25 protein-coding genes are annotated in these 25,628 nt (G+C 41.5%); 13 read left to right on the top strand and 12 right to left on the bottom strand.

Going from position 1 to position 25,628, the window contains the following annotated elements:
* Positions 1–138 precede the first annotated feature (138 nt).
* From PSU78_RS03720 to PSU78_RS03700, 5 genes are read left to right on the top strand one after another with little or no spacing between them, the layout of a single operon-like run.
* On the top strand, positions 139–642 hold the full coding sequence (locus tag PSU78_RS03720) for a MarR family transcriptional regulator (protein ID WP_300384456.1): 504 nt from the start codon (positions 139–141) through the stop codon (positions 640–642).
* A 51-nt stretch (positions 643–693) separates the two neighbouring features.
* The gene (locus tag PSU78_RS03715; RefSeq protein WP_300384452.1) at positions 694–2,172 is read left to right on the top strand and encodes an efflux transporter outer membrane subunit; all 1,479 of its coding nucleotides are present in this window, start codon (positions 694–696) and stop codon (positions 2,170–2,172) included.
* Positions 2,173–2,213: 41 nt separating this feature from the next.
* A complete protein-coding gene (locus tag PSU78_RS03710) occupies positions 2,214–4,334 on the top strand; it encodes an FUSC family protein (RefSeq protein ID WP_300384449.1) in 2,121 nt (706 codons plus the stop codon).
* Positions 4,335–4,336: 2 nt separating this feature from the next.
* Complete coding sequence (locus PSU78_RS03705) at positions 4,337–4,534, top strand: DUF1656 domain-containing protein (protein WP_300384446.1); 198 nt, start codon at positions 4,337–4,339, stop codon at positions 4,532–4,534.
* A gap of 12 nt (positions 4,535–4,546) precedes the next feature.
* Entirely contained in the window at positions 4,547–5,419 is an 873-nt protein-coding gene (locus PSU78_RS03700) for an efflux RND transporter periplasmic adaptor subunit (protein ID WP_300384443.1), read from the top strand.
* Here PSU78_RS03700 and PSU78_RS03695 read toward each other — a convergent pair.
* Positions 5,416–6,318, bottom strand: coding sequence for a LysR family transcriptional regulator (locus PSU78_RS03695; protein WP_300384440.1), 903 nt, complete (start codon positions 6,316–6,318; stop codon positions 5,416–5,418). The two genes, PSU78_RS03700 and PSU78_RS03695, sit on opposite strands and share 4 nt — an antisense overlap.
* A 191-nt stretch (positions 6,319–6,509) precedes the next feature.
* On the opposite strand from PSU78_RS03695, the gene PSU78_RS03690 reads away from it, so the two are divergent.
* From PSU78_RS03690 to PSU78_RS03680, 3 genes are read left to right on the top strand one after another with little or no spacing between them, the layout of a single operon-like run.
* On the top strand, positions 6,510–6,968 hold the full coding sequence (locus PSU78_RS03690) for a (2Fe-2S)-binding protein (RefSeq protein ID WP_300384437.1): 459 nt from the start codon (positions 6,510–6,512) through the stop codon (positions 6,966–6,968).
* Positions 6,969–6,978: 10 nt separating this feature from the next.
* The gene (locus PSU78_RS03685; RefSeq protein ID WP_300384434.1) at positions 6,979–9,156 is read left to right on the top strand and encodes a xanthine dehydrogenase family protein molybdopterin-binding subunit; all 2,178 of its coding nucleotides are present in this window, start codon (positions 6,979–6,981) and stop codon (positions 9,154–9,156) included.
* 4 nt (positions 9,157–9,160) lie between these two features.
* A complete protein-coding gene (locus PSU78_RS03680) occupies positions 9,161–10,144 on the top strand; it encodes an XdhC family protein (protein WP_300384461.1) in 984 nt (327 codons plus the stop codon).
* Here PSU78_RS03680 and PSU78_RS03675 read toward each other — a convergent pair.
* On the bottom strand, positions 10,141–10,740 hold the full coding sequence (locus PSU78_RS03675; protein ID WP_300384431.1) for a nucleotidyltransferase family protein: 600 nt from the start codon (positions 10,738–10,740) through the stop codon (positions 10,141–10,143). The genes PSU78_RS03680 and PSU78_RS03675 overlap by 4 nt on opposite strands.
* A 105-nt stretch (positions 10,741–10,845) precedes the next feature.
* The gene (gene galU / locus PSU78_RS03670; RefSeq protein WP_300384428.1) at positions 10,846–11,733 is read right to left on the bottom strand and encodes a UTP--glucose-1-phosphate uridylyltransferase GalU; all 888 of its coding nucleotides are present in this window, start codon (positions 11,731–11,733) and stop codon (positions 10,846–10,848) included.
* 321 nt (positions 11,734–12,054) lie between these two features.
* Here galU and PSU78_RS03665 point away from each other — a divergent pair, with 321 nt between their 5' ends.
* From PSU78_RS03665 to PSU78_RS03645, 5 genes are all read left to right on the top strand, one after another.
* Positions 12,055–13,095 (top strand): dehydrogenase, encoded by a 1,041-nt coding sequence (locus PSU78_RS03665; protein WP_300384425.1) that lies wholly within the window; start codon positions 12,055–12,057, stop codon positions 13,093–13,095.
* On the top strand, positions 13,092–13,688 hold the full coding sequence (locus PSU78_RS03660) for an SIS domain-containing protein (RefSeq protein ID WP_300384422.1): 597 nt from the start codon (positions 13,092–13,094) through the stop codon (positions 13,686–13,688). Before PSU78_RS03665 ends, PSU78_RS03660 begins: the two co-directional genes overlap by 4 nt.
* Positions 13,685–14,392: a nucleotidyltransferase family protein gene (locus PSU78_RS03655; RefSeq protein ID WP_300384420.1), complete on the top strand. Its 708-nt coding sequence runs from the start codon at positions 13,685–13,687 to the stop codon at positions 14,390–14,392. Before PSU78_RS03660 ends, PSU78_RS03655 begins: the two co-directional genes overlap by 4 nt.
* An 8-nt stretch (positions 14,393–14,400) precedes the next feature.
* Positions 14,401–14,976, top strand: coding sequence for a D-glycero-beta-D-manno-heptose 1,7-bisphosphate 7-phosphatase (gene gmhB, locus PSU78_RS03650; protein ID WP_300384417.1), 576 nt, complete (start codon positions 14,401–14,403; stop codon positions 14,974–14,976).
* 67 nt (positions 14,977–15,043) lie between these two features.
* Positions 15,044–16,132, top strand: a complete 1,089-nt coding sequence (locus tag PSU78_RS03645; RefSeq protein WP_300384414.1) for an acyltransferase — start codon at positions 15,044–15,046, stop codon at positions 16,130–16,132.
* Positions 16,133–16,144: 12 nt separating this feature from the next.
* Here the strand turns inward: PSU78_RS03645 and PSU78_RS03640 are convergent, their stop codons facing one another.
* The 9 genes from PSU78_RS03640 to PSU78_RS03600 form a co-directional block, all read right to left on the bottom strand.
* Positions 16,145–16,924, bottom strand: a complete 780-nt coding sequence (locus PSU78_RS03640) for a WecB/TagA/CpsF family glycosyltransferase (protein WP_300384411.1) — start codon at positions 16,922–16,924, stop codon at positions 16,145–16,147.
* Positions 16,925–16,951: 27 nt separating this feature from the next.
* A complete protein-coding gene (locus tag PSU78_RS03635) occupies positions 16,952–18,133 on the bottom strand; it encodes a glycosyltransferase family 2 protein (protein ID WP_300384408.1) in 1,182 nt (393 codons plus the stop codon).
* On the bottom strand, positions 18,130–19,362 hold the full coding sequence (locus PSU78_RS03630; RefSeq protein ID WP_300384405.1) for a glycosyltransferase: 1,233 nt from the start codon (positions 19,360–19,362) through the stop codon (positions 18,130–18,132). The genes PSU78_RS03635 and PSU78_RS03630 overlap by 4 nt, the downstream gene beginning before the upstream one ends.
* 30 nt (positions 19,363–19,392) lie before the next feature.
* Positions 19,393–20,253, bottom strand: a complete 861-nt coding sequence (locus PSU78_RS03625; RefSeq protein ID WP_300384402.1) for a beta-1,6-N-acetylglucosaminyltransferase — start codon at positions 20,251–20,253, stop codon at positions 19,393–19,395.
* 69 nt (positions 20,254–20,322) lie between these two features.
* Entirely contained in the window at positions 20,323–21,294 is a 972-nt protein-coding gene (gene galE / locus PSU78_RS03620; protein WP_300384399.1) for a UDP-glucose 4-epimerase GalE, read from the bottom strand.
* A 47-nt stretch (positions 21,295–21,341) separates the two neighbouring features.
* Positions 21,342–22,085 carry a WecB/TagA/CpsF family glycosyltransferase gene (locus tag PSU78_RS03615; protein ID WP_300384396.1) on the bottom strand — a complete coding sequence of 248 codons (744 nt, stop codon included), beginning with the start codon at positions 22,083–22,085 and terminating at the stop codon, positions 21,342–21,344.
* 44 nt (positions 22,086–22,129) lie between these two features.
* A complete protein-coding gene (locus PSU78_RS03610; protein WP_300384393.1) occupies positions 22,130–23,134 on the bottom strand; it encodes a DUF4124 domain-containing protein in 1,005 nt (334 codons plus the stop codon).
* A 40-nt stretch (positions 23,135–23,174) separates the two neighbouring features.
* Positions 23,175–24,155, bottom strand: a complete 981-nt coding sequence (locus PSU78_RS03605) for an acyltransferase (RefSeq protein WP_300384390.1) — start codon at positions 24,153–24,155, stop codon at positions 23,175–23,177.
* Positions 24,156–24,219: 64 nt separating this feature from the next.
* Positions 24,220–25,617: an O-antigen ligase gene (locus tag PSU78_RS03600; RefSeq protein ID WP_300384387.1), complete on the bottom strand. Its 1,398-nt coding sequence runs from the start codon at positions 25,615–25,617 to the stop codon at positions 24,220–24,222.
* Between the last annotated feature and the right edge of the window lie 11 nt (positions 25,618–25,628).

The raw sequence follows: 25,628 nt of genomic DNA, 5'->3' as shown, positions 1-25,628 counted from the left end.
CAAAAGTATCAGCAAAAAACCTTAGCAAGTGTGGCAGTTTGTTAGACCATTACAAAGTTATTGCTATCATAAGAATGATATTTCTAAAGAAATTAAGCTTGCATTAAAGTACGGAGCCATATTATCATTGTCCATACTATGTTGCTACTTAAAGAATTACCTACCTCTAAAAGCCTTGAAAAGTTTGTAAAGCGCTATCCAGACGCTGACATCGCGGCTATTTCTGACTTTGTGAACTTACTTCGTGCAAGCTCAGACATTTCTACGGCGCTCGATAAACTACTGGCTAAACATGAGCTTTTGCAAGGACGCTGGTGGGTACTTGTATTGTTAATGCGTCAGGATGATCTGACTTCCACCCCCACAGATTTGGCTGAAAAAGCTGGTGTGACTAAAGCAACCATGACAGGATTTATTGATGGTCTGGTTAGAGAAGGCTTAGTTACAAGGATTACAGATGATGTTGATCGCAGAAAACTTCTTATTAAATTGACTCATACTGGCCAGCAAAAGTTAGATATGGTGCTGCCAGATTACTATAAAAAAGTCAGTGCGCTTATGTCACTTCTTAATGCTAATCAACGAGAAAATTTGCTGGTTAATGTGAACATTTTATCTGCTGGCCTTGATGTAATGAAATAGCACACTAGTTTTTTTACACATATAGTTCGGAACCGTACTAAATAAATATCAATGTTTAAATTTCACAAATTTAATAAAAGCACATTCATTCATATCGCTAGCCATATCTTAGTGGCTGGCTTGATGTTTTCGTTGGTGGGCTGTGTCAGCATGTCTGGTATCAACCCTAAAGCGAAAACTACTCAAGCTATGTCGTTGAAATCAGGTCAGGCTATTACGTCCGCTTCACACATTGAATGGCCAAAGGTAGATTGGTGGAAAGCTTATCAAGACAGCCAGCTAAACACCTTAATTGATAATGCTGTAAACGATAGCCCAACAGTGCACATGGCGCAGAGTCGCGTGAACCTGATGCAAGCTTACGCTGACAGCATGCACGCAGAAACATTGCCTAATATCGGCGCTGATGCTTCCGCAGTTCGACAACGCTTTACCGAACTCCAGTTCATTCCACCGCCATCGGCAGGCAACTGGGATTGGGACAATAAAATGACCGCATCCATCGCCTATGACCTTGATTTATGGGGCAGGCAAGAAAGCCTATGGAATGCTTCAGTGGATGAAACCAATGCAAGCAAATTAGAGTTGCAACAAGTTAAACTTGAACTGGTTAATGCTGTTACAAGAAGTTATATTCAACTAGCTATGGAATATCACTTACGAGATCTAGCCGAAGAATATTTAACTGAAATCAAACAACGTGTAGCTATTACGCAACGCAGCATGAAAGCTGGGCTTGGCACAGAGATGGAAGTGATTGAGGCTGAAACACCCTTGCCATTAGCAAGAGTCAGAGTTGAAGCCATTGACGAACGCATTAAGCTGTTATGTAATCAATTAGCGGCGCTTTCTGGTCAAGGGCCGGGTGCTGGTGAAAGTATTACTCGACCATCCATGACGCTCGAAGCAAGCGCTGGTCTGCCTGACACACTGCAAGCCAACTTAGTTGGACGGAGGCCAGACGTGTTAGCCCATCGATTGCATGTGGAAGCCGCTCAAGAAAATATTGAAGGGGCAAAGAAAGCTTTTTATCCAAATATAAACTTGATGGGATTTATTGGTTTTCAGGCGTTAGGGTTTGGACAGTTGCTGAGCAGTGCTGCGGGAATTGCGGGGGCAGGCCCAGCAATTTCTTTACCTATATTTGATGGTGGCAGACGGCGTGGAAATTTATCTGCTAAAACTGCCAGCTACGATATTGCGGTAGAAAATTACAATGGCGTGCTGGTTAAAGCGCTTCAAGATGTGTCAAATCAGTTGGTCATCATGCAGTCTAATGGCAAACAAATTCAACAAGTTGATATGGCGTTAGCATCAGCGAAAAAAGCCCATCATTTAGCCGAAGTAAGTTATAGCGGCGGCTTAAGCAACTATCAGCATGTATTAGACACAAGCAGCGTGGTGATACGCCAACAAGAAATACGCACGCAATTACAAGCGGTTCGACTGGATGCTTATGCAGGCTTGATGCGCGCACTTGGCGGCGGCACGATTGATGAAACCACAGCAAAAGCGATGCCTTTGCCATGAGTGTGTTGCATTTAATAAAAAGTAGAAAAAGTAAACAGCTAATGACTTGCAGCGCCGCTTTAAGTGAATGGTTAAAAGAAGATGCGCCCGTTTTTGGCTATCTGTTAAAAGTACTGTTAGCCAGCCTATTTGCCATGTGGCTATCGCTAAAATTCGAGCTAGATCAGCCACGCACAGCCATGTTAACAGTAGCGATTGTGATGCAATCGCGCTCTGGCATGGTGTTTGCAAAAAGCTATTACCGCTTATTGGGCACATTGGTTGGTATTACCGTATCACTTGTCCTAGTCGCATTGTTTGCACAAGAGCGCGTGTTATTTTTGTTGAGCATGGCGCTATGGATTGGTTTATGTACGGCAGGCTCTATGGTTTACCGTAACCATCAATCGTATGGATTTGTATTGGCAGGTTATACGTTATGTATCGTTGGCTTGCCTGCCGCTATTAGCCCTGAGCTCACATTCAATATTGCCGTTACTCGAATTTCTGAGATTCTCATTGGGTTGATATGCGCAACCATGGTCAGTGATTTAGTTTTTCCACAACGCCTATGGGATGTCATTCAAGCCAAAGTAAGACAGCGGTTCAGTGACTTTTCTGATTTATTACGCACCACCGCACAAAGCTCAGCTTCTACTAAAAGCTCAAAGCAAGTGCTATTAAGATTCATCGGCGACATTTATAGCTTAGAGTCTTTCCGCGCCTCTGCCATCATGGAAAATGACGGCGCTAAACATAATCGCATACGCATTAGCGAAATGAATAAGGAGTTCATGGCAGTAGCGACGACTTTTCATGCGCTAGAGGAACTGCTACGTCGTCAACGAAACAATGGACATCCTGAAGTAGGCGCGTCATTAGCAACGATGTATCTTCAGTTAAGCGAGGCAATTTCACTAAATGGAAATAGCGCACGTAATGAACAAGAGGCTGCGCTTGTGACAAATCAACTGGCGACTTTTAGCAATTCTTTTACTCAAAATATGACTTTTTACAGAATGCAGCTGCCGCAGAACTTGAGTGAACGAGAGCTTCTGGATTTTGAAACGGGAGCCGAGTTATTGCAGCGTCTTGCGCATGAGTTGCATGCCTATGCCGCTACTTACGCATCAATAAACCGTAGTGAAAATAAACTGAGTTCAAGCGAAACTCTAGCGACGCCAAAACTAGAAATGCATTTTGACGCTATAGCCGTTGCCTTAGCAGGTGTTAGAGGCACGCTGACGCTAGGCATTATGACAGCATTGTGGCTATTAACTGACTGGCGTTCTGGGATAGAAGCTATCACTATTGGCGTGATTACCAGTACGCTTTTCGCGACGTCACCCTCACCTAATAAAACCATTAAACAGTTTATGATAGGCGCGATTATTGGTACTGTCTCAGCCTATATTTGCAACTTCCATTTACTCACTCAAGCGCAGGGCTTTTGGATGCTAGCCTTAGCGGTTACACCAACTATCATCTTTGCTACTTGGTTAACAACCAAACCTTCAATTGCTGTGGTTGGCTCAGGTATTTTTATCGTATTTTTAATGCATATTGGCTTTAATAGCACGTACAACGCTAACCCCGTCACGTTTCTTAACGATGCCATTGCAGATTTGCTGGCAGTGCTCGTTTCCGGCGTGATGTATGGTCTTATTGATATTAGTAGTAGTCAATGGTCTAGGCGTCGTATCGCGACAACCCTGCGTGGATTAGTGGTCAAGGCGTGCAAAAGTCCATTGATTATGAAGCGCGTACAGCTAGAAAATGCCGCTTTCGATTTGGTTCAGCGTGCGGGCAGCGCTCAGCGTATTGCTGAAGAGCAAGATAGACTGGTGATTGACTGGTTGTTATCCACGCTTGAAATTGGTCATGCCGTGATTGCACTTCGAGAGCTTAAGCCTGAAATTAATCATCCATATTTTTCTGATCTTTTGCTTACAAGCCTCGAGGCTATTGCAGTACTGCATGAAACGCCCACGGAAGCGCTACGTATAAAAGCTTTGCATGCAATCGATAATGCCATCGAAAACCTCACGTTAGATATCTCTAACGATATAGCCATGCCTGAAGCAGCGCACGCGCTTAGGCGCCAAGCACTGTCAATGCTGCACTTTATACATAGCGCATTATTAGATGAAGAGTCTGTGTTAGTTACTCAGGAGAAAATCTAACCATGCCACGTGAAATAGCACTACTAGACGCGCTAGTCCCTACCTTGCTATTTGGCTTTTTAGCTGCAAGTTGCGGCTCACTCATCATAGATTGGTTACTCACACGCTATCATTTATACCGCTATATTTGGTATCCCGCATTGTTTAGATTAGCGGCTTTTGCTTGCATGTTCGCCTTGAGCGGGCTGTGGATTTACTAATAGGAATGAAAAATGAACGACCTTAGCAAAAAACTGATTCGTCTATCAATTACGCTGACACTCGTGATTGCCGCTATTATTCTTGGCCGCATGCTCTGGGTACGCTATATGGATTCACCATGGACGCGTGACGGCAGAGTGAGGGCTGATATCGTGAATATTGCACCTGATGTGAATGGCTTAGTCACCTCAGTTGCCGTGCGCGATAATCAATTCGTGCATCGTGGCGATGTGCTATTTACCGTTGATGCTGAGCATTACAAAACAGCCGTTGCCCAAACAAAAGCCTTGGTTGAGCAGCGCAAAGTTGAACTCACCATGAAACGTGGTCAGGCCAAACGACGCGCTGAGATTGACGACCAAGTCATCTCGCAAGAAAATCGTGAAGACAGCTCACTCATAGCCACTAGTGCCAGAGCTGAATATGACGCGGCAATGGCTGAGTTAGACCTAGCTAAATTGAATTTATCACGTACAGTTGTACGCTCACCTGTTGATGGCTGGGTGTCGAATTTACTAGTGCGACCCGGCGACTTTGCTCAGATAGGCGCTCCTAAACTAGCGGTGATAGACCAACACTCATTCTGGGTTTATGGTTATTTTGAAGAGCACAAACTCGCACTGATGCAAATAGGCGACCCTGCAGAAATAAGGCTAATAAGCTCTAACCAAATATTAAAAGGTCACGTAGAAAGCTTCGCGCGAGGCATTACTGACCGCGACAATCCTACTGATGTGAGGTTACTTGCAAACGTTAACCCGAGTTTTAATTGGGTAAGGTTGTCACAGCGAATACCAGTAAGAATTACGCTTGATGAAATACCTAAAAATATGATTTTAGTGGCGGGGATGACGTGCACCGTGATTGTTCATCCAAAAAGTTAATATAAATTAACGTTACTCAGTGTTTTCACCAAGTGATCAAACACCAATCTTACACGTTCAGCCACTGGGCCTCGTTGTGGACGATAAACATACACACCCCAAGGTTCAGGTGACTGATCTGGCAATACCGACACCAATTGACCTGTACGAATATACTTTGCACATAGAAAATCAGCAAGCTGACCATAACCCATACCTGCCAGTACCGCCTCTAACTCAGCCTCAGGATCATTAGTGATAAATGCGGGTGCGGTGGGTAAGCAATCTGGCTCATTTGCAAAAGTCCACGGCCAAATTCTGCCAGTGTTCTGATCAATCAAAGCTGTGTGTGGCATTTGACAGAGATCGTTCACTTGTTGAGGTACTCCAACCTTCGCAATAAGCTCGGGAGTACCAACAATGTAAAATTTAATTTCTCGGGCTCTTCTTGCAACGTTTCGACTCTCACCGAAAAAACCTATCCTTACGCCAATATCCATCTGATCTGTGACGACATTATCGATTAGATCAGAGAATCTGAGGTCGAGCTGAATACCAGGGTAATCTTTCACCAAATCATTGAGTGCAGGTAGCAAATATTTCCGCCCTAGAGAAGAAGACATGGTGATTTTCACTGCCCCTTCGATTCGCTTAGTATCTGGAATTTTATTAAGTTGAAAGAGCGCATCCATTTGATCAATCACGCTTTCACTTCTCAAGGCCATCAGCTTGCCAAATTCGGTGATGCTGGTATTGCGAGTACTTCTATAAAATAGCGGCTCTCCTAATAATTCTTCAAGCTCTTTTATAGCACGCGTGACAGACTGTGGTGAAACACCTAGTCTTTTAGAAGCTTCTCTAAAATTTGTGGACTCTGCGACCACTTTAAAAATACGCAGCATGTCTAACTGATTTTGCATATCGAATTGCTCCATAATTTGGAATCATCAATTCCAAATTATTCCACACTATGACAACTAACACTATGCGATAGTATCGAAAATAAATATTAATTTATTCTAAATTTTTAATATTTTAAAAATCCAAATAGATTAGACAAGTCCACTTTAAAATAAAGCCAAATTTAAGATAAATCGAAGGACAAGCCAACATGATTACTTTGAACATTAACGGTAAAGACGTACAACTCGACGCTCCAGACGATATGCCAATTTTGTGGGCATTACGAGATGTTGTGCATCTGACAGGGACTAAATTTGGTTGCGGCATGGCGCAATGTGGTGCTTGTACCGTGCATCTCGACGGGCAAGCCATACGCTCATGCGTTACCCCAGTCACTGCCGCTGTTGGCAAAAAAATCACCACCATCGAACACATGCAAAATGACAAAGTTGGTCAGGCGGTGCAAGCGGCTTGGAGTGCGGTTGATGTTGTACAGTGCGGTTACTGTCAATCAGGACAAATCATGGCGGCAACTGCCCTACTCACCAGCAATAAAAAACCGACCGATGACGATATTGATGCAGCGATGAGCGGCAACATTTGTCGTTGCGGTACTTACCCTAGAATTCGTGCGGCTATCCACGAAGCTGCGAACAAGTTAGCTTAAGGAGCCAACCATGAACTCACCTTTAAATATTTCAAGACGCACTTTCATTAAAGCCACAGCCTTAGCTGTTGGTGGTTTAGTGATTGCCTTTTCTATCCCCAACGCTAAACGCTTTCTGTTGCCAGGTATCTCGGATGCCAATGCAAGCGAAGAAGCTAGCAAACTACCGACACCAAACGCTTTTTTGCGCGTAGGCACAGATAACACGATTACAGTGATGTTGGCGCACAGTGAAATGGGCCAAAGCATTTGGACCACACTGCCAATGCTGATTGCTGAAGAGCTAGATGCGGACTGGAGCAAAATCAAAGTCATGCATGCGCCAGCTGCGCCAGAATATATCCATACCGCTTATGGCATTCAAATCACTGGCGGCTCTTCAACCACGTGGTCTGAATTTGACCGCTATCGTCAGGCTGGTGCTTTAACTCGTGCACTATTGGTTAACGCGGCTGCAAAAAAATTAGGTGTTGCGGCTGAAAGTATTAAAACAGAAAATGGTTTCGCTATCAGTGGCGATAAAAAAATTAGTTATGGCGACTTAGCTGAAGCAGCAGCCAAACTGGAAACACCGAAAGCGGTCACGCTTAAAGAACCAAAAGATTGGAAAATCATCGGCAAAGCCACTAAACGTCTAGATGGCCCTGAAAAAATTAACGGGACGGCAATCTTTGGTCAGGATGTTCATTTTGACGGCTTGATGACCGCGATGGTCGCTCGCTCGCCAGTATTTGGCGGATCAGTTAAGTCTTTCGACGCAAGTGCTGCAAAGAAAATTAAAGGTGTACACCAAGTAGTGCAAGTGCCGACTGGTGTAGCAGTGATTGCCGATAACTACTGGGCGGCAAAACAAGGCCGTGATGCGCTTAAAGTAGAATGGAATTTAGGTCCAAACGCAGGTCTTGATTCAAAAGCACTAGTCAGCGAGTACCGCAAAATGGCGGCTACTCAAGGATTACCAGCCGCCAAAGCGGGTGATATTAAAACAGCGGCCTCTAAAGCCACAAAAATAATTGAAGCAGAATATGTTTTACCGTATTTAGCGCATTCGCCAATGGAGCCACTGAATTGCTCAGTGAGAATCAGTCAAGACAGCTGTGAAATTTGGACTGGTACGCAAATGCAAGGCACCGACCAGCAAGCTGCCGCAAAAATACTTGGTTTGAAACCTGAGCAGGTGAAGATACATACATTGTTTCTTGGTGGTGGCTTTGGCAGGCGCGCCAATCCGGCAGCGGACTTTGTCTCTGAAGCGGTTCAAGTAGCCAAAGCGGCAGGCGTTCCAGTGAAAACCGTGTGGAGCCGTGAGGATGATGTTAAAGGTGGTTATTACCGCCCTATGTACCTACATCAAGCCAAAATTGCTGTTGATGCTAAAGGTTTGCCAGTCGCTTGGGAGCATACCGCTGTGGGCCAATCCATTATGCTAGGCACGCCATTTGAAGCTTTTCAAATTAAAGATGGCGTCGATGCAACCTCTGTAGAAGGCGTAGCAGATTCACCTTATATAAAAGGCACGCCAAATCACCTAGTGAGTTTACACACGCCAAAAACTGGCGTACCAGTGCTGTGGTGGCGGTCAGTTGGGCACAGCCATTCAGCCTTCGTCATGGAGAGCTTGGTTGATGAGCTAGCTCATGCCGCTGGAAAAGATTCGCTAGAGTATCGTCGAGCGTTACTGAATGATCACCCACGCCATTTGGCTACACTTAACTTAGCTGCTGAGAAAGCAAGTTGGGGCAAACCCTTACCTAAAGGCGTATTCCGCGGGATTGCTGTACATGAATCGTTCGGTAGCTTTGTCACACAAGTGGCAGAGGTCTCAGTGAATAAAGGCGAAGTAAAAGTGCATCGTATGGTATGCGCGATTGATTGCGGTTTATCAGTTAATCCAGATTCACTGAAAGCACAAATGGAATCGTGCATTTCTTTCGGCCTTGGCGCTGCAATGCAAAGTGAGATTACTTTCAAAGATGGCATGGTAGAACAATCAAACTTCCATGACTACAAGGTCATGCGTATGGCTGACATGCCTAAAGTAGAAGTTTACATCGTGCAAAATACTGAAAAAATGGGCGGTGTTGGTGAGCCCGGTTTACCACCTGTAGCCCCTGCAGTCACTAATGCAGTTTTTGCTGCGACAGGTAAACGTATTCGTACCCTGCCAATCGGCAACCAACTGGCTTAGAACATTGAAATCGCTTGATTGGGAAGTACTGAGCCGCGCTGTTGAATGGCTGGATAGTGGCTATAAAGCACACTTATTTACGGTGATTCACACTTGGGGATCAGCACCACGCCTGCCAGGGGCATTGTTGGTTGTACGCGAGGATGGACATCTTATTGGCTCAGTGTCAGGGGGCTGTATTGAAGATGACCTCGCGGACAAAGCGCGCCATCAAGAGCTGCCACAAACAGCAACGATAGTAGAATATGGCGTAAGCAATGATGATGCGCATCGCTTTGGCATTCCATGTGGCGGTCGTTTACAGATATTTGTGGAGCCTTTAAGTGATTCTGCACACCTATCATTGCTGTTGCAAAATATAGAGCAGCGCAAGTTAATCAAACGCTCCGTTAGTCTAAGCACAGGTCAAGTAACGATTAATCAAGTACTGCCTGAAGGGCCGCCAAAATTAGAAGGCGATTGGTTTCATAGCTACTTTGGTCCGCAATGGCGCTTACTGATTATTGGCGCCAATCAACTTGGCTCTGTTTTGGCGAGCATGGCGCAGGTTTTGGATTTTGACGTACTTATTTGCGACCCACGTGCAGAAATTCGTGCAGAGTGGCATGTAGAAGGCGTGGAGTGGATTTATGAAATGCCAGACGATGCCGTGCTAGAAATCAACCCCGATGCTTACACTGCTATTGTAGCGGTTACACATGATCCAAAGCTTGATGATATGGCCTTACTTGAAGCACTCAAATCAAATGCATTCTATGTTGGAGCGCTTGGCTCAATCAAAAACCAAGTCAAACGACGTGAGCGTATGCGTATGTTCGACCTGACTGAATCAGAGATTGCAACATTGCACGGGCCAGTTGGCCTACCTATCGGCAGTCGTACGCCTGCAGAAATTGCTATCGCGATACTAGCCGAACTTATTCAAGTACGAGCGCAGCAATTAAAGGCTAATGCCTCAAATCCAATTAATAAATATTGCGCTGCCTAGCGCTTAACGCGCAGTGCCAATTGCTGATCAAGGTCTGCTGGTGTATCAATATCAGCTAGTATTCCTGAGTCATTACATTCCAAAAAAATAACCTCTTCTGGGTAACGTTTCAGTATAGAGCGCGCGCCCTCATCACCTTGCCGGCTTGCTAGCTCATCACGGAACTTGCCAGAAAACCCAACAGGATGCCCGCGCTTGCCTTGATAAGTAGGTACAACGATAGAGGTGCCCTCATTCAGCTTGGTCGCGATAGCAGCGGTAGTCTGCGAGTCAATATAGGGCATATCAGCCAATGCAATAATAAAGCCATCACTAGACTCAGTAAAAGCGGCAGAAAATCTAATGGCTGCAGATAAGCTGTCTGCCATTTCTGTGTCTTGCTCACTGCAAAAAAATACCTTGAGCCCAGCCTCCTGCAACAAATCGGCAAGCGCCTTATTTTCAGGTCGAACAACTGCAATGGAAAAAGGAATAGCACCAATAAGATTTTTAGCTGACGCTAGTGCTACGGTGTCGCCATTTGGTAAAACCTCTAATAGCTTGTTAGATGCGCCAAACCGTCTAGAGAAGCCCGCCGCCAATAAAATACCTATCATTGAAACAACTCCTGCTGTTTAATTGCATTGAAAGTTATTAACATCATCAATAAAAATGCCCACATCACTGTGGGCATTTTTTTAAACTTAAAATCAATTCAGGCTTTAGTTAGCCTTCTTTTTATCGTTCACAATGGACTCTAACAAAGCGCGTAGATCTTTAGAAACTTCTGGATGTTTTAACCCTAAACGAATCGTTGCTTCTAAGTAACCAAATTTAGAGCCGCAATCATAACGAACACCATCGAATCGATACGCCAGTATTTGCTCTTCCGTAAGCAATGCTGAAATACCATCAGTTAATTGTATTTCACCGCCTGCACCCGCTTTAACATTATCTAAATGATGGAAAATTCTAGAGGTCAGAATGTAACGCCCCACCACCGCCAATGTTGAAGGTGCATCTTTTGGATCAGGCTTTTCTACAATCGCTGAAACCTGCTCAATATCCTTATTGAGCGGCGAAGTTGCAACAATCCCATAGCTCTTAGTTTGATCTGCGGGTACGTTTTCAACACCTAATAAAGAGCAGCGGTAGTAGTCATAAGCATCAACCATTTGCTTCATGATGGGTTTTTTTCCATCAAGCAAATCATCCGCCAAAATCACAGCAAAAGCATCATCATTCACCACAGGCTTAGCCAAGCGCACGGCATGACCTAAACCCAGAGCTTGCGTTTGACGAATATAAATACAATTAACGTTTTTAGGAACAATATTTTGTACAATTTTGAGCAACTCGGTTTTACCGTTACGCTCAAGCTCATTCTCTAACTCATAAGCCATATCAAAATGGTCTGATATAGAACGTTTATTTCTACCTGTAATAAAAATTAAATCAGTAATTCCCGCAGCAACAGCCTCTTCAACTGCATATTGAATCAATGGCTTATCTACAATAGGTAACATTTCCTTAGGATTTGCTTTTGTAGCGGGTAAAAAACGTGTACCTAAACCGGCAACTGGAAAAACTGCTTTAGTGACTTTTTTCATTATGACCAATCATCCAAAAAGGTTAACAAAATTGTATTTTAAATATGCTTTGTATATAGCAACTAATGTAAATATTAGGTTTGGTTTTATTATAAACCATAAAATAAATCAGTAATATTCTAAATATTGCAGTGATTTTTTACCTACCAGATAGTTTCATCGTTATGATAACTATTATCTGCAATCAGACACATCTTTGTAAAAACCGCAAATATTAGTTATTTGACTTTGGCATAATGCTTGCTTAATATTTATAGTAAACTCACAATTGAAGTACATCTTAAGACTTAATCCAATTCAACAATTATTAACTACGGGCATATGAATAACGACAACTCAACAATAAGAGCTAGAGCCCCTTTAAGGCTTGGTTTAGCTGGCGGAGGTACAGATGTGTCGCCTTATTCAGATGAATTTGGCGGCTTAGTCCTTAACGTAACTATCGATAAATATGCTTACGCAACCATCATACGTCGTCACGATGATCACGTAGAACTCATTGCTGCGGATAATAATAATCGTTGGTTTGGCAAAATGTCGCCAAAACTTGAGCGTGTTTCTGGTGTCGATTTACACGTTGGAGTGTATAACCGCATCATCAAAGACTTCAATAACAACAAGCCACTATCACTAAGCATCATCACCCACTCCGAAGCCCCCCCAGGCTCAGGTTTAGGCTCATCATCCACCATGGTCGTTGCGTTAGTTCAGGCATTCTGCGAGTTGCTCTCCTTGCCATTAGGTGAATATGAAATTGCGCAACTTGCTTATCAAATTGAACGTAATGACTTAGGCTTAACAGGCGGTAAACAAGACCAATACGCAGCCACTTTCGGCGGGCTAAACTTTATGGAGTTTTATAAAGACCGTGTCATAGTTAATCCGTTACGCATTAAGGCTCACATTAAAGCGGAGCTTGAATCCTCATTAGTGCTGTTTTACACTGGTGTCTCTAGAGAGTCTGCTAAACTGGTGGATGAGCAAACAACTAATGTAAAAACAGGGGATGCTAAGTATTTAGAGCCTTTACATGCGATTAAAGCTGAGGCCGTCAGCATGAAAGAGGCTATATTAAAAGCTGATTTTGATGCTTTTGCGTCCTCGATGCAGCATGGTTGGGAATCTAAAAAGAAAATGGCTAAGAGTATTTCTAACCCAATGATAGAAGAGATCTATAATGCTGCTATTGCAGCTGGCGCGAAAGCAGGTAAAGTTTCAGGTGCAGGCGGTGGTGGATTCATCATGTTTTTTGTTGACCCCGCGCAGCGCCCCTATGTGATGCGGGCATTGTCTAAATTTAACGGCCAAGTATCTACATGTAACTTTACTGATACTGGCACACAATCATGGAGAAAAGCTTGAGATCATTCATCAATCAAGAGATTGAGAAATCAATCAATACGTTTTCTAGCATTCTGAGCAATGAGAAACTACTTTCTCAAGTTGAAGTTTGCGTGACTGAAATTTGTGCCGCTCTTGGCAACAAAAATAAAGTTTTGCTGGCCGGCAATGGCGGCAGCGCGGCGGATGCACAACACATTGCTGGTGAGTTTGTCAGCCGCTTTAATTACGACAGACCTGGTCTAGCCGCGTTCGCTCTCACAGTAGACACCTCAATATTAACGGCTATTGGCAACGATTATGGCTACGAAAAGCTATTTTCTAGGCAAATTCAAGCGGTCAGTGTGCCAGGAGATATTTTCTGGGCATATTCAACCTCAGGTAAATCAGCCAATATTATTGCCGCAATGGAAACTGCAAAACAACTAGGTTTGAAAGTGATTGGTTTTACTGGCCAAAAAGGCTGGAGCAGACCAGACCTAGTCGATTTCTCTATTGAAATTCCGTCTCCAGAGACACCAAAAGTACAAGAAGGTCATTTACTTTTAGGTCATATCATTTGCGGCCTAGTAGAACTTCAAATATTTCCTCGCGAACAATACGCACCAACATGATGCATCCCGTTCTAATTCTAGCAGGCGGCTTTGGCACGCGCCTTAAAAGTGTTGTGCCAGATTTACCAAAACCCTTGGCAGATGTGAATGGCAAACCATTTTTATGGTGGTTGTTACAAGAGCTGGAAAATCAAGGTGCAAAAGATGTGTATCTTTCAGTCGGCTACATGCATGAGCATATTCAAAATTACTTCGGGTCTATGTTTAACCAAGTGAGTCTTCACTACATTGTAGAGTCAGAGCCACTTGGCACGGGAGGAGCAATACTTAACGCATGCCAACAAATACCTGAGGAAGTAGTATTAATCTTAAATGGCGACACACTAGCTAAAACAGACTTGAATAAATTTATAGCGTTTTCTAATGAATTTATATCCAAGCTACATTTAGCAGTTGCTAAAGTCAGTGATGCCGGTCGTTATGGCACAGTGATTCTTAAAGATAGGCAAATTACAGGCTTCGCTGAAAAGGGAAAATCTGGTGAAGGTTTAATCAACGCTGGCATTTATATACTCAATAAGACCTTGTTTAAGGATTTTGATTTACCCAATAAGTTTTCATTTGAAACTGAAATACTCATGAAACATATTAGTGAATTAAATTTAATTGCTTACGACCAAGTAACTGACTTCATTGATATTGGCATTCCTGAAGACTACGCAATAGCACAAAAAAAAGTTCCCGCTATGGTATTAAATAAGTAGTTGCAACAATGATAGCACCCACTCCTGCGCTATTTTTAGATAGAGATGGCGTTATTAATGTTGATGTAGGCTACTTACATAAACCAGAAGATTGTATATTTGTAGAGGGTATTTTCGACCTAGTGAAGCGTGCTAATGCACTAGGCTACAAAGTGATCGTCGTTACTAACCAAGCTGGTATTGCACGTGGCTATTACACAGAAACACAATTTCTAGACTTCAGCGCTTGGATGAAAAATGAGTTTAGCCGCAATTACGCCCATATTGATGAAATTTACTTTTGCCCACACCACCCAGTGCATGGGTTAGATAAATATCATACTCAATGCGACTGCAGAAAACCAGCGCCAGGCATGTTTTTAGAAGCTCAGGCCGCATTTAATATTGATATGCAAGCCTCTGTGATGGTTGGCGATAACATCTCTGATTTAGAAGCTGCCATTGCTGCAGGAGTGGGACTATCGAATTTATTTATTAGTAGCAGCATAGACCGAACTATCACTGAAATAGAGGAAGCTCAAGCAAAAAAGCTTCAGATTAAAACTATTTCATCACTCAAACAAGTAAGCTTATCGAATACTTAATAACAAACGCAATGATCAACAGTCTCATTTACACTCTAAATTTCAGCAAATAGCTTTACAAAAATAAATGAATAATAACTCCCTAGAATCTGCGCCTAACAAATTCCACATACCCTCCCTTGACGGCTTAAGAGCAGTTGCTATTTGTATCGTTTTTCTCTCGCATGCAGGTTTAAGCAAAGTAATTCCTGGTGGACTTGGCGTTACTATTTTCTTTTTTCTAAGTGGTTATTTAATTACGACTTTACTAAGATTAGAACACATTAAAACTGGAAAAATAGACCTCAAGAAATTTTACATTCGTCGAATGTTGCGTATTTGGCCTAATTTCTATTTGGTTTTATTTTTAGGAGCAATCTTAACCGCACTGAATATTATTCCTGGTAAAGTTAATTTGGAGGGCATGCTGGCGCAAGTGCTTCACTTGGCAAATTATTATGGTATTTTCTGGGGCGGGGTTGGAACGACCATTGGCACTGGAGTTTTTTGGTCACTAGCGGTTGAAGAGCACTTTTATCTAGTCTTCCCACTGATATATATTTACTTATTAAAATTCAAACCTGAGATCACCCAAGATCAATTGTTAGCTATAATTATTACACTATGCTTTATTGCATTGTTTTGGAGAGTTTATTTAGTATTGCTAGAGCATGCTCCGCAACACAGGACTTATTACGCATCAGATACAAGATTTGACAGCCTACTATTTGGTTGTGGCCTTGCTCTTTTCAAAAATCCCGTCATTGATACCAATCATCAAATGAGTGAGAGTTTACTTAAATATGTTTGGCTGCCTATCGGCATAAGCATGCTTGTATTTTCACTTGTATATCGATCAGATTTATTTAGAGAGACTTTCAGATACACTATTCAAGGCGTTGCTTTAATTCCAATTTTCATCGCGGCTATTAGGCTTCCTGATTGGGGGTTATTCAAAATCCTGAATTTAAAGTCAGTCCGCTTTATCGGTGTGCTGTCCTACTCTTTTTACTTAGTACATCACACTATTATCGAAACTTTAAACGACTACTTTCCTGAATATTCTATGCTATTACTTGGATTAGCTGCCGCCACTTTGTCACTCCTAATTGCCTATATTATTCATAAGCAAGTAGAAGTAAGATTGATTCAAATAAGAAAAAAATATTCAAGATAGCACCTGGGCTCTTTAATGACGACTCTTCCACTCTTTCCAAACCAACTTTGGAAACACTAGCGCGTCACCAGCATAACGTTTTACCAAACGCCTAGGTTCAATCACCATGCGGTAAAACCACTCAATGCCAATATTAGTCATCCATTTAGGTGCGCGCGGCTTATTGCCAGCTAAAAAATCTATCGTTGCACCTGCGCATATTGCGACTTTAACAGGTAATTGTTTAGCATACTGGTTAACCCATGTTGCTTGTTTTGGCGCTCCAAGACCTATCAGCAAAAAGTCTGCTCCAGAGTGGCTAATCATCTGGCAAATTCGCTCACACTCCACGGCATCTTTTTCAAATCCAAATGGCGGACTATACAAGCCTGTCACTTTAACCTTCTGATATGTACGCTCAATATTACTTGCAGCAAGCTCCGCCACACCAGGCATTGCGCCAAGTAAAAAAACTTTTAATTCAGCATCCGCTTCATCGTGAAAGTGTTGAAAAATAGCTGGCACTAAGTCACTACCAGTGACTGTGCCTGGAATCTCCTCACCCATTAGCCTAGCAGTCCATACTACGGGCTTACCATCGGCCACGACCATTGAGGCATTTTCAAAGGCATCTCGATAAGCTTGATTTTTACTTAACTGCACAACGCAATTCACATTTGGTGTCACAATAAACTTGCAATCACTTTCTGCAAACTTTATCCATGTACTCACGAAATCTACCGTTTCGTTCATCGTGAGAGGATTAATCGTAACCCCAAATAAGTTAATTTTTTTTGTAATGATATTTGCCATATTTTTTAGGACTCTCAAAAAACTTTATTAATTATCACGCTTTGAGCGTACCCATTCTGATTGACGCTTAAAAATGAATTTAATATAAAGCGGAATTTTAGCTAACACATAATAAGGCACTGTCATCAACTCTGAAAATTTAACTATATTTCTGCCAAATTTATACCAGGCTAGTATCACAGCAATTGCTACCAAAATAAAATCTACTAGAATCAAGCACCAAGGCATAAATTGCTGAGTTGCGATACTTAGAACAACCCCAATAATACTTAATGTACCAATGATTAACACCAGTAGCGCTAACGGGGGTAGGCACATATCAAGCGCGATTGCCAGCATATTTAAATTTGCATGCTTAATACCGTCTAAAATTAACGGCAAGCCCTCTTTCACAATCATCCCTAGATGCCCATGCTCCCAACGAGTTCTCTGAGTTTTAATGCCCTCTTCACTACTAGGAAACTCACTTGTTATCAGTGCTTGCGGACAAAATTTAGGGGCTAGGTTTAATTTAGCCAAATCTACACCAAGTTTCATATCCTCAACAATATGTCCACTCGCCAAATTTACCTGCTTAATAACCTGCCATGGGAAAGCCATACCAGAACCATAAAGATGACAAGCTAGACCTAAACGATAAAACCCCAGCGGCCTAGCCCAGTTCTTAACTGCCCAAGCAAATGCTGCAATCTTAATTTTCAGAGGTGAGTCGACTTTAGCTCGCATTAAATATAAGCCCTGAACAGGACGTTTATATTGTATTGCTTCATCTACTAAGGTTGAAATTGCATTTTCACCTAATACACAATCTGCATCTAGAATCAGCACAATCTCTGGCGGATTTGCAGCTAAATGCTGAATACCAAAATCGAGTGCAAAGCCTTTACCGCGCTTAGTTTCATGAAAACGTTCAATCACTTCAACATCATGGCTTCTAGCTACTTCGGCTGTATTATCGTTACAGTTATCGGCTACCACCAACACTTTAATGTTCGATGTTGATTGCGCCTTAATAGACAATAAAGTTTGAGTGATGCCTGTGGATTCATTATGTGCAGGAATCAATATTGTTGTTAATAACGTAAGTTTGTCATTGCTACTTTTGTTGCTTAAAGGTAGTAGTGACATGACAATTTGCACAAAAAAAGTAAACACGGGAATGCTAATGACAGCAATTGCTGCACAGAAAAGAGTTTCCAGCATTATCATGCGTTAGCCTTATTATTAGCAATTGCATTATTAAATAACTGCGTCAATTTATGAGCCTCAGTATCCACCGAATGTCTTTCTAATACACGTTTATATGCTAACTCACCCATTTGAGTTAAATGCTCATTTGGTAAAGCTAAGAACTTCTCAAGCGTCTCAGCCAAAGCATCTACATCCCCCGCGGGGAAAAGAAAACCATTCACACCATTAATCACCAACTCAGGAATCGCCGCAATATAAGTGCTAATTACAGGCCGTCTAAGTGCCATAGCTTCCATAATAACCACAGGCAAGCCTTCTGCAAAACTAGGCAATACCAATGCTTTTGCATTTAAAATTTCATTACGCACTTGGTCGCTACTAATCCAGCCTGTAATACGTACTTTGTCGTTCAGGCCATAACGCTTAATTTGCGCCTCAACCTCTGAACGCATTTCACCATCGCCACCTAATACAAGCTCAAAATCAATGCCTTTTTTAGCCAAAATATTTGCCGCATCGATCAACAAAAGCTGACCTTTTTGTTCGCAAATTCTACCCACACACACCAACTGTGGCTTTTCGGTGATAGGCACAGGGCTGATATTATGGAAAGCATCCTCAATACCACAATGCACCTCTTTTACTTTTGACCACTGAGAATAAGGGATCCAGCGAAAAATTTGACTACGACAGTAGGATGAAATTGCAACGACAAAAGCACAGCCATTAATTTTTTCAGCAATCTTGATAAATTCAGGCTTATCAAACTCTTCTGGACCATGAATAGTAAAGCTATAACTAGGCCCACCTAGACTGCGCACCAGTAAAGCCACTTCAGTTGCATTTGCACCAAAATGTACATGCATATGCTGTGCATTACTTTGTTTGAGCCACAACAGCACTTGGCATGCCTCAAGCACATAAATTAAATGATAAGGCCAAGACCTATCAGCTCTTAAGCCTAGTTTCACCGCTAACCCTAGTGCTTTAAAAAAACTAATGGGATTCCTCAAAAACACTCTTACAGAAGCAGAGAGCAAACCTGTAATACCATTTTTTAAAATATATTGTGTTTTTGTACGCTCGTCTATATCAACTGGATCTACTAGCTCACCATCCCAACCGCGAACTGATATACGACTCACCTCAACATGATTATTTTCTAGCGCAAAAATTTCTCGCCTAATAAAGCTGTGGCTTACTTTAGGATATTGGCTAGTTAAATATGCTACTTTGATGTTGCTCAAACTAAATTTCCTTGTTTTTAATTGTAGTTATTAAGTTACTTGATCTAGTGCATCTAATAATTGAGAATGATTTTCCATAAAAACTTTTCTAGCAAATAGTTTTTTACGACCATATCCACCAACACTTGACCCATATTTCCCTGCACAAATTAGCTCATGCGCATCTTCAGCTTTTAGCTCATCTGGGTGGGGCGACCCAGGACTCGACCACCTAATATAAGATAAATTCTCACCTATCACAGAGTCTTTGCGAGCAGTATTCATTACGACTGTTGTGATAAAAAGCTCATCTGGAATCCAAACATGTTTATAAAAACTGGTGACTTCAGGCTCACTCTCTGTAAATGAAAGCACTTCGTTAGCCATATCTCGACTTAAGCAACTGAACATTGATCCGCCTATATGCTTAATTCCTGCCGGTTGTCGCCTAGGAATTGGTATAAACAATCGCCTGCCTTTAAATGGTAAATGCCAGTATTTAACGCGATACATTCCCCCATCTTTACCCCACAGAGTTGTTGGTAACTCCCAATTAGCCACGAAAGACTTACCAATATATTGATTGAAGAAATCCTCCATTTGGGCTGAGCTTATCAAAGGGTAGTCTTGTCCACTAATCACCATAACGTGAGTCCAACCAGTTTGCTTAAGCGAAGCTTTAATCCCCTCTAATACTGCAGCAACAATCCCCCATGATGCCCATACAGAACGATGCCTCTTAATTAATGTGACATGTGGCAAATTCTCCAACAAACGGCAAAATTCGTTATAAACGCTATCCTCTACTTTAGAGTCGATATGGACAAATACATAGTGTGGTGCAAGCCGCTTAGTTAAACGTGCAACTTGTTCAGGTTTACGGTGAGCCAGTATTACAAAAGCCGCAGTCATTTTATTTTAACTCAATTATTAGCTGATCCATTTTATAAATACTCAATTAAATGGCGATTTATCCCAGCATTACTTATGTTTTAGCTCCCAAGCCCATGCATGCATAATAATAGTCGCTAAGTCAGAATAAATAGGCGTCCATCCAAGTGTGCTTTTTGCTAATGTTGCATCTGCCACTAGTCTAGCTGGATCGCCATCCCGCCTAGGCGCATCAATCACCTTCACTTTCTTGCCAGTCACTTGCTCGGCGACTGAAATAACCTCTTGCACTGAGAAACCTGCACCATTGCCAAGGTTAAATCGCTTGCTCACCCCATCTATCGCTAATTGTTTCAGCGCTAATAGATGTGCTGAGCATAGATCTACAATATGAATATAATCACGAACACATGTGCCATCTGGCGTATCGTAATCGCGACCAAACACACTGATGTGGGGCCGTTTTCCTGATATAGCTTGTAATACCAGTGGGATTAAGTGCGTTTCAGGCTCATGACGCTCCCCCAGCAAAGCAGACGGATCCGCTCCTGCCGCATTAAAATATCTCAAACAAACAGACTTTAAACCATATGCTCGCTCATAATCTGCCAGCACCTGCTCTACCATCCATTTTGAACGACCATAAGGATTTAACGGCGCCTTTGGATGTGCTTCATCAATTGGAACATACTCTGGCTCGCCAAATACAGCCGCGGTTGAAGAGAAAATGAAATTCTTGACATCATATTTCACCATCACATTTAAAAGGTTAAGCGTATTTGTGAAATTATTTAAATAATATTTATCAGGATATAGCACGGACTCACCTACTTGAATGTAGGAAGCAAAGTGCATCACAGCATCTGGCTGATATTGCTGAAATACTTTTTCAATAGATGAGATATCGGCCAAATCGCCCTGTACAAACTCTCCACCCAATACTGAATCTCTAAACCCAGAGGACAAGTTATCGAACGTAAAAACCTGATTACCTAAGTCATGAAGCATTTTCACCATGTGAGAGCCTATATAACCCGCCCCACCAACCACTAATATTTTCATTCATTCTCCAACAGGTTGCACTTAACTAAGCTGACTATCAAAAAACATCATGATCTAACACGCTGCTTTCTATATTTAATACAGCTGATTAGGAACTTTAAAGCATCAACCGTATAGCGTTTATAAAGCCGTTTAGGCTCTAAACATAATCGGTAAAACCATTCCATTCGAATATTTTGCATCCACTTTGGTGCACGAGGTTTATCACCACTCCAAAAATCAAACAACCCCCCAACACCCGCAAAAAATTTTGCGTTGATTTGCTGATAATTAGTCAGTATCCACTCCTCTTGCTCAGCATTACCTAGAGCAACTAGCACGACATCAACACAAGCCTCATTGATAGTATCAACTAAATTTTGAGCATTTTTTATACCATCGTAGCCATCACAAGTACCTACCACCACATGCCCCAACGTATGAGCTAAATAATAAGCAGCGCCATTTAAAGTCTCAGGTTGGCCACCCAACAAAAATACGCGTAACTTCTGCTTAGATTGCAAAAAAAAATACGGCATAAAATCCGTACCATTCAAATTAGATTTAAACTTGCGCCCATGTAACAACATACATGCAATATCCATGCCTAAGCCATCGTTAACAATCACAACATCATCATTTAAAAAGCGCTCTACCAGCAGCTTGCATTTAACAACGAAATTGGTATTTGCAAAAAATAAAATACTTTTTTTTGATGCACCTATGCAACCGTATATATGCTCGGTTAATTCATCTGGCGATGTCATTTGCACAGGAAATTTTGCAATCATCACTGTGTTTTTATTTAGCATAAATGATTGCTTCAAGTTGATGTTGGTAGTTACTCATGAAAACATTACTTTTGCTTACCATAATCCATGGGTAGAAACTGCAATCGTTCCCATGGAAAGTTCTGTAAAATGCTCCAATTTGGAGCTCCATTAAGTAATGCATCATAAGGATTCGGCTTACTAAACACAGTATATGAGTAAGGATTTTGTGCGCGTATCACAACTGCGCCAGCTTTATCCCAAACAATAAAGCCATACTTCTGAGCGGCTTTCGCAATAATTTTACCAACTGGATTCATGTTTAATGCATCTACATTCACTGTAGGATCCAACCTAAAGCGCATTCCCTCTGGAATACGATTAGCTGCGTTGTTTGGATTAAGCCCATCTGAACGATGCGCAGGCCATGAAAAAACTTTGGCGCCCTCCGTTTCTACAAGTGCAATTCCAATAGCATGTTTAATCTCACCTCGTTGCAACTCTTCAGCTGTAATTTGTCCGCCCAAGAAAGGCAAACTAGTGGCGGTAGTACCATAATAAGTATTAAAAACACCATCGCTCTGTGATGCTTTCTGCATGCGCCCTCCCCAACATGCTTGCCACTGTCCATTCACTTGCCGAGTTTTCCAAAACTCCCAAATAGTATCAGTAGAAGGTTGGTAAATAGTCATTTCTGAATCACTAGCATCTGCAGGCTTTGCATAACTGGGAATAGGTACCTCTGCCCATTGGGCTGCTAAACCGGCATCAGTCGTGCCTCTATTTGTACAATCCCATTGTGTTACCTTAACCTTACGCACACTTGCGTCAACATAATAGACAGGACTGGAATATTTAAAAGTCGTGTTCACACCTACAGTACCGTAATAAGTTTTCTTTTGTCGAATAAAATCAGATACAAATCCAGCCGAATTTGGGTGCAGAGGCACTATGCTTGGTATTGGGGTGTACCAAAAGCTAGTAGAGGAAAAAATGTGATCTGTGATTAAATCTGCCTGCACTGCCATAGGTGAAATAGCAGCACACAAACACGCTATCCACATACATTTCTTAAAAGTATTCTGCATCATTACAAGAGCCATCTAAAGAACCTCCCTTAAAAATAATTCATCATAATTTACTAAGCTTAAGTTTCAGAAAAGTCGCTTTCCCCCACGCCATAAGTCGATGCTCATAATAAAAAGTTGAAAAATGTGCTAATAAAAATAGTACGATAAATAACAATGGTCGCTTACTGTACTTTTCAATTAAATCGCCACTACCCAACCATGAAGAAGCTAATAATGGATGTATGACATATAACGCATAAGATATAGAGGCAATATAGAACAACCATTTGTGCTCTAAAAGTTTAGCAAAGCGAGTATTTTGATTATATAAAGTTGCTCCAACTAATATCGCAGCTAAATATGGCCTAAAATAACTCATAAAACCTCCATCTATATGACAGGAAACTAATAGCAAAACTAAAACGTAAACGTAATTAACATGGCTAAGTGTTTTAATCAGTCCATCGCCTAACTTGCGATTGTAGATAAGAGCAAGTATACCGCCAGCTAATATCTCATCTACGCGAAAATGCGTAATAACGCTCACATGCTCAGAGTTAATAACTCTAAGTAGAGTCACTACTATACAAAGAACTGGAATTAACAATAATCCTTTCTTTTTTAAAAGAGAAACTATTAAAGCCAACCCTAGGTAAAAATGCATTTCTACACATAAACTCCAAAGATGGTCTGTTACATGTATCAGAGGTTTGGGGGGGTAATTAGCGTAAAAAAACAAATGAGCTAACCAAACTTCTCTGGTAACAGGATTTAAAAAAAGTGCGACTAATATATATAGCCAAGCAAGCGGCAAAATCCGTAAAAACCTTCTGATTAAGAAATCAATAACATACGGCCGTCCAATTAAGAAATGTGTAACCAAAAAACCTGATAACGTAAAAAATAAGGCCATCCCCAGCACCCCAACTAAAAAGTTGAGATGTAAAAACGAAGGGCCTATAGGCAACAGATGGCATGCTAGTACCAGCAAAATGCTGATACCTCTCCATCCATCTAAAACATTAAACCTCACAGCGCTCACTTACGAAATAACTCCTTATATGTAATGTACACCAGTCTTAATAAATGGTTTTTCATAGCTCACTTTAGGTATTTGCAACCACTTTAGATGACTCATCAACATATTTATGTTGTTTAACTATATTTACTGCATAAGTCGCACCAATTACAAACCATAGATACCAAATATAAGATAAGTAACTCAGCATATTATCCGCATAGGCTTCAAAGGCGAACTCCAGAATAAACATCACTATGGTAAAAATCATCAGTTTATTTTTTTTATAAAATGGGACAAGTAGAGTCACCATTTTAATATGTAGCCAGATGTATGCTAGTAAGCCCAATGCACCTGTCTCAAAAAATAGCTGCACAAAAACACTATGTGCACCACTTTTTGCCCCGCCAGACATTGTAAAGAAATCAGGGGAGCGCTCTTTAAATGCTTCCAACCCATAACCAAAAAAATAATGACTTGGAGTCATAAAGCTTAAACCGTCATGCCAAATTTGTTTACGCCAAGCGTAAGAGTTTAACTTACTATAATTAACAACCTCATTGCCTTGCCCTAGATTTGTTAGCCTATCCCTTATTTCAGGAATCATTAAAGCTAGCACTAATGCCAATAAAATATACAACAGATACTTGCGCTCATAAAGCAAAGCATATATCGCAAAAAAAGCAAAGCAAGACGCCCATGCACTTCTGGTTTTAGTTAGCACTAACAACCCGAGTAGGAGAAGAATAAAAACTGGCAACAATTTACGCATGTATACTGGCATATAAGTAGCTTTGGTTTTGAACACAAAAAATCCCATGCTAATAATTAGCACCAAGTAAAATGCAAATATATTAGGATGTGCGAATGTGCTACTAATTCTAAAACCTTCTGACTCCTGTGATCTAAAGCCCCCATGTGCAATGTCCACAAATGCGTAAAGTACGGGTATTACAGAAGACAGAAATATAGCTCTCATCCACCTCCCATAATCCTCTTCACTCTTTATCAGTACGATTGATATTACGAATATGGACGCGTAAGACAATAGAACTAAGAAGCTTTTTACAGCAACCAATGGCGCTGGTGATAAGAATACAGAAACAAAGGCGATACCTAAAAATACCATCCAAGTTTGCCGAATAGTTTTTTGTATTAGAGTAGACTTCTCGAAAATTGCTATCAAAGCAATAATGATTACCAGCGCATTTAGAACTGCCCCTAATCCAAAATTACCAAACCTAGTTCCTTCTAAAATCATATCTATTGATGCTCTAGATAGCAAGATTATGAAAAGTAGGCTATATCGATCAAAGAAAAACCAGATGCCTATTATCATTACTGCAGGGAGAGCTAGGAGAGCACCATAGTGCTCTCCAACTGTAGACCCAAAAAGAGCAACAAAAATACCAACGAATACGGCTACAAACAATCCTATTAGGATAAAAAACAACGTCGATGTTGATGATGAGACATATTTTGTCAATTAATTATCCT

It is taken from the genome of Methylotenera sp. (assembly GCF_029945705.1).
Lineage (GTDB): Bacteria > Pseudomonadota > Gammaproteobacteria > Burkholderiales > Methylophilaceae > Methylotenera.
This window is presented reverse-complemented; position numbering and strand designations above follow the sequence as displayed.

What these genes read in the sequence shown, in the direction of transcription:
- PSU78_RS03685 (WP_300384434.1), top strand. Translation starts at nt 6,979, where the DNA reads ATGAACTCACCTTTAAATATTTCAAGACGCACTTTCATTAAAGCCACA.
- PSU78_RS03610 (WP_300384393.1), bottom strand. Translation starts at nt 23,134, where the DNA reads ATGATGCAGAATACTTTTAAGAAATGTATGTGGATAGCGTGTTTGTGT.
- PSU78_RS03625 (WP_300384402.1), bottom strand. Translation starts at nt 20,253, where the DNA reads ATGACTGCGGCTTTTGTAATACTGGCTCACCGTAAACCTGAACAAGTT.
- PSU78_RS03640 (WP_300384411.1), bottom strand. Translation starts at nt 16,924, where the DNA reads ATGGCAAATATCATTACAAAAAAAATTAACTTATTTGGGGTTACGATT.
- PSU78_RS03720 (WP_300384456.1), top strand. Translation starts at nt 139, where the DNA reads ATGTTGCTACTTAAAGAATTACCTACCTCTAAAAGCCTTGAAAAGTTT.
- PSU78_RS03635 (WP_300384408.1), bottom strand. Translation starts at nt 18,133, where the DNA reads ATGATAATGCTGGAAACTCTTTTCTGTGCAGCAATTGCTGTCATTAGC.
- PSU78_RS03695 (WP_300384440.1), bottom strand. Translation starts at nt 6,318, where the DNA reads ATGCAAAATCAGTTAGACATGCTGCGTATTTTTAAAGTGGTCGCAGAG.
- PSU78_RS03615 (WP_300384396.1), bottom strand. Translation starts at nt 22,085, where the DNA reads ATGCTAAATAAAAACACAGTGATGATTGCAAAATTTCCTGTGCAAATG.
- PSU78_RS03700 (WP_300384443.1), top strand. Translation starts at nt 4,547, where the DNA reads ATGAACGACCTTAGCAAAAAACTGATTCGTCTATCAATTACGCTGACA.
- PSU78_RS03710 (WP_300384449.1), top strand. Translation starts at nt 2,214, where the DNA reads ATGACTTGCAGCGCCGCTTTAAGTGAATGGTTAAAAGAAGATGCGCCC.
- PSU78_RS03675 (WP_300384431.1), bottom strand. Translation starts at nt 10,740, where the DNA reads ATGATAGGTATTTTATTGGCGGCGGGCTTCTCTAGACGGTTTGGCGCA.
- PSU78_RS03705 (WP_300384446.1), top strand. Translation starts at nt 4,337, where the DNA reads ATGCCACGTGAAATAGCACTACTAGACGCGCTAGTCCCTACCTTGCTA.
- PSU78_RS03665 (WP_300384425.1), top strand. Translation starts at nt 12,055, where the DNA reads ATGAATAACGACAACTCAACAATAAGAGCTAGAGCCCCTTTAAGGCTT.
- galU (WP_300384428.1), bottom strand. Translation starts at nt 11,733, where the DNA reads ATGAAAAAAGTCACTAAAGCAGTTTTTCCAGTTGCCGGTTTAGGTACA.
- PSU78_RS03690 (WP_300384437.1), top strand. Translation starts at nt 6,510, where the DNA reads ATGATTACTTTGAACATTAACGGTAAAGACGTACAACTCGACGCTCCA.
- PSU78_RS03715 (WP_300384452.1), top strand. Translation starts at nt 694, where the DNA reads ATGTTTAAATTTCACAAATTTAATAAAAGCACATTCATTCATATCGCT.
- PSU78_RS03655 (WP_300384420.1), top strand. Translation starts at nt 13,685, where the DNA reads ATGATGCATCCCGTTCTAATTCTAGCAGGCGGCTTTGGCACGCGCCTT.
- galE (WP_300384399.1), bottom strand. Translation starts at nt 21,294, where the DNA reads ATGAAAATATTAGTGGTTGGTGGGGCGGGTTATATAGGCTCTCACATG.
- PSU78_RS03645 (WP_300384414.1), top strand. Translation starts at nt 15,044, where the DNA reads ATGAATAATAACTCCCTAGAATCTGCGCCTAACAAATTCCACATACCC.
- gmhB (WP_300384417.1), top strand. Translation starts at nt 14,401, where the DNA reads ATGATAGCACCCACTCCTGCGCTATTTTTAGATAGAGATGGCGTTATT.